The sequence below is a fragment of the Pseudomonadota bacterium genome, from assembly GCA_030859565.1.
GTDB lineage: Bacteria > Pseudomonadota > Gammaproteobacteria > JACCXJ01 > JACCXJ01 > USCg-Taylor.
Genome location: JALZJW010000231.1, coordinates 1 through 3,817, shown reverse-complemented (window position 1 = coordinate 3,817; position 3,817 = coordinate 1). Strand labels below are relative to the sequence as shown.

The following is a 3,817-nucleotide window of genomic DNA, read 5'->3' as shown; positions in this document are numbered from 1 at the left end:
GCCACCGCGTAACACCGTCACAAGCCTTGCCGTAGGCGCCGTCGGCGTGGTCTACGGCGATATCGGCACCAGTCCTTTGTACACGATCCGGGAGGCGTTCGGCGGCCCGCACGGGATCGCGGTCACCAACGGCAACGTGCTCGGGATCCTGTCTCTCATCGTCTGGGCCTTGCTGATCGTAGTCTCGCTAAAATACGTGGTGCTTATCCTGCAGGCCGACAATAACGGCGAGGGGGGGATTATGGCGCTGATGGCCCTAGTCCGGCGCACGGTGTCGCGCGAATCGCGGCCGGTCGGGTTACTGATGTTGCTCGGGCTCTTCGGCGCGGCGCTGTTTTACGGCGATGGCATCATCACGCCGGCCATCTCGGTGTTGAGCGCGGTAGAGGGCCTCGAGGTCGGAACCCCGGCGCTCGCGCCCTACGTGATTCCGATCACCCTGGCCGTGCTCTGCACCTTGTTTTTGTTTCAGCGCCGGGGCACGGCGCGCGTGGCGGCGGCCTTCAGCCCCATCATGTGCGTTTGGTTTTTGAGCCTCGCGGCGCTTGGGGCCATGGCGATCATCGACGAGCCCCGGGTGCTTCGGGCGCTCAATCCGGTCTACGGCATCCAATTCTTCGCCGGCCACCCGCGCGACGCATTTTTATCGTTGGGCGCCGTGGTGCTGGCCATCACAGGCGGGGAGGCCTTGTATGCCGATCTCGGGCATTTCGGCAAACGCCCCATCCGCCTCGCGTGGTTCGGGTTTGTGCTGCCCGCCCTCCTCATCAACTACTTCGGTCAAGGCGCATTGCTCCTGCGCGATCCCGGCGCCGCCCAGAACCCGTTTTATCTCTTGGCGCCTTCTTGGGCGCTCTACCCTATGGTGGCATTGGCGACGGCCGCCGCCGTGATCGCCTCTCAAGCGGTCATCTCGGGAGCGTTTTCGATCACGCGCCAGGCGATGCAGCTCGGCTATTGCCCGCGCTTGCGGATCGTGCACACCTCGGCGAGCGCGATGGGCCAGATTTATCTCCCGGCGATTAACTGGGGATTGCTGATCGGGACCGTGGGCTTGGTGCTCGGCTTCGAATCGTCGAGCGATCTGGCGGCGGCCTATGGCATCGCGGTCACCGGCACCATGGCCATCGATACCGTGCTGGCCTTCGTAGTGATCCGCGGTTTATGGGGATGGAGTTGGCTCACCACGGTCATCGGCGCCGTGTTCTTCATCAGCATCGACCTCGCGTTTTTCGCCGCCAACTCGCTCAAGATCTTCCAAGGAGGGTGGGTCCCGATCGTGGTAGCGGCGGGTGTGTTCACCCTGCTCGCCACCTGGAAACGGGGGCGGGCGGTGCTCGCCGACCGCCTGCGCGAGGAAGCCATCGCCCTCGAATCGGTGCTATACGGTTTCGCCGAGGGCGCGCCGCACCGCGTACCCGGTACTGCTGTCTTCCTCACGGCCAATCGCGAAGGCGCTCCCCATGCCCTACTGCATAACTTAGCCCACAACAAGGTGCTTCATGAACGGGTGGTGTTCTTGACCGTGATCACGGAGGACATTCCCTGGGTCACGGAGGATCGCCGCGTCCAGGTACAGCCGCTTGCGAACAATTTTTACCGTATCATTGTCCGCTATGGATTCCAGGACGATCCCGATATCCCCAAAGCCTTGGCGCGGTGCCGTCCCTTAGGCCTCGAGTTCAATCAGCTCGAAACCTCGTTCTTCCTGAGCCGCGAGACCATGATTCCCACCGTGAGGCCGGGCATGGCGCGCTGGCGGGAAAAGCTTTTCATCACGATGTCGCGCAACGCGGCGAGCGCGATGGATTTCTTCAAGATCCCGACGAACCGGGTGATCGAGCTGGGGACGCAGATCGAGATCTGAGCGGAGAACTGTGCAGCTCGTGCAGCGTCCAAATAGCCATCGTCAGGAGCAGCAACGCCCCCGCCTGATGGGCCAAGGCGAGGGGTAGCGGCACGACGAGGATCAAGGTGGAGATCCCGAGTATGACCTGCAAGAAGGCGGCGCCCAAGAGCCAGTGGCAGGCCCGGCGTGCGCGTGCCGGGAGGGCCGAGCGGCGCGCCGCGAGCCAAAGGAGACCGACGGCAAGCAAGGTCGCGAGGGCCAGAACGCGGTGCATAAACTGCACGGTGATGAGGTTCTCGAAGAGGTTTCGATAGAACGGCTGCATGTGCCAAAGTCCTTCGGGGATCCACTGGCCTTGCATGAGCGGAAAGGTGTTATAGGCGAACCCGGCGTCAAGTCCGGCGACGAAGCCGCCCGAGAGCAGGGTCGCGAAGACGAGACAGAGGACGGCGAAGCAATAACGAGGTAACGCTCCTTCGGCCGCAATCCGGGGGCGCAAGAGGCCCAGCGCCACCCAGAGCATGTAGGCATAGATAAACGCAGCCAGACCGAGATGGGCGCTCAGGCGATACTGGCTGACATCGGGCCGGTCCACGAGGCCGCTTTTCACCATATACCAGCCGAGAGCACCCTGAAGCCCGCCGAGCACGAATAGCATGGCGAGCTTGGGAATGAGCGCGCGTCCAATCCGGCGGCGGAGCGCGAAATAAAGGCACGGCACGAGGAACGCGATCCCGATGAGCCGCCCCCAGAGCCGGTGCAGGTATTCAAGCCAATAAATGGCTTTGAACTCGCCAAGCGTCATGCCCCGATTGAGTTTTTGGTATTCGGGATAGCGTTGGTATTGAGCGAAAACATCCTCCCACGCGGCTGCGCTGAGCGGCGGTAATACCCCGGTGAGTAGCTGCCATTCGACAATCGAGAGCCCCGCGTGCTTGAGCCGCGTGACGCCGCCGAGCAGCACCATGATGGCGATCAGGGCGCAGCATGTGAGTAGCCACAGCGCGACGGGCCGCGCGCTCGCGGCGTCGCGTGTAAAGGGCGCGCCGGATGCACTCGCGGCTCCCCGTGTATTTTGTCCCATAAGCACGTATGCTACTGTCGCTCGTTTAAAGGACGCCATTATCCACGACCCGTCCCCCCCGCAAAACCGATCGCTCCCCGCACGCGTGAAGAAGGCTATACCGATTCTATTGGCACTTTTTCTATGTGCCGGCGCGGTGGGGTACTACTTGCGCCCCGTAACGACCCAGCCTCAAAGCCTCGGCACGGCGCCGGCCGCGTTGAGCAGCCCCGCCGTCGCGGTGGTTACCTCGGGCGTGCGCAGGGGCCCCGCCAACCAAAGAGTCGAGAGCGTCGCTACGCTGCTCGCCGACGAGGCGGTCGTCATCCGTTCGGAGATCGACGGACGGGTCGGGGCGCTCGATGTTCAAGAAGGCCGGCCGATCGACAAAGGCCACGTCTTGGTCACGCTCGATCCCGCCGAATACCGGGCCGAGGTCGATCAGCGTGAAGCCGGCCTGGCGCTCGGGGAATTGAAATTCAAACGCGCCCGCGATCTGCTCACCAAGCGGGTGATGAGCAAGCAAGAATACGACGAGATGGACGCGGCCCTCAAGGAGGCGCGCGCCGCTCTCGCCTTGGCCCGGGCGCGCTTGCAGAAGACCGTGCTGCGCGCGCCCTTCAGCGGCATCCTCGGTTTGCGGCAGATCAGTCCCGGCGATTATGTCAAGAAGGGCCGGGATCTGGTCAACCTGGAGGCCATCGATCCCATCAAGATCGATCTCCGCATCCCGGAGCGCCACGCGGCTCAGGTGCGGCCGGCCCAGCGGATCGTCGTTAAAGTCGAAGCTTTCCCGGAGGCTGTCTTCGAGGGTGAGATCTACGCCGTCGACCCGCGCGTCGATGAAGCCTCCCGTAGCCTGCGGGTCCGGGGCCGCATCCCCAATCAGCACCTCAAGTTACGGC

Annotated in this window: 3 protein-coding genes; 2 read left to right on the top strand and 1 reads right to left on the bottom strand. The window is 63.5% G+C overall.

Going from position 1 to position 3,817, the window contains the following annotated elements; genetic code table 11:
* Positions 1–46: 46 nt before the first annotated feature.
* Positions 47–1,867: a potassium transporter Kup gene (locus tag M3436_19880; protein ID MDQ3566237.1), complete on the top strand. Its 1,821-nt coding sequence runs from the start codon at positions 47–49 to the stop codon at positions 1,865–1,867.
* Here M3436_19880 and M3436_19875 read toward each other — a convergent pair.
* The gene (locus M3436_19875; protein ID MDQ3566236.1) at positions 1,815–2,933 is read right to left on the bottom strand and encodes a COX15/CtaA family protein; all 1,119 of its coding nucleotides are present in this window, start codon (positions 2,931–2,933) and stop codon (positions 1,815–1,817) included. The two genes, M3436_19880 and M3436_19875, sit on opposite strands and share 53 nt — an antisense overlap.
* A gap of 85 nt (positions 2,934–3,018) precedes the next feature.
* Here M3436_19875 and M3436_19870 point away from each other — a divergent pair.
* The coding region (locus M3436_19870; GenBank protein ID MDQ3566235.1) for an efflux RND transporter periplasmic adaptor subunit at positions 3,019–3,817 on the top strand (799 nt) is incomplete at its 3' end.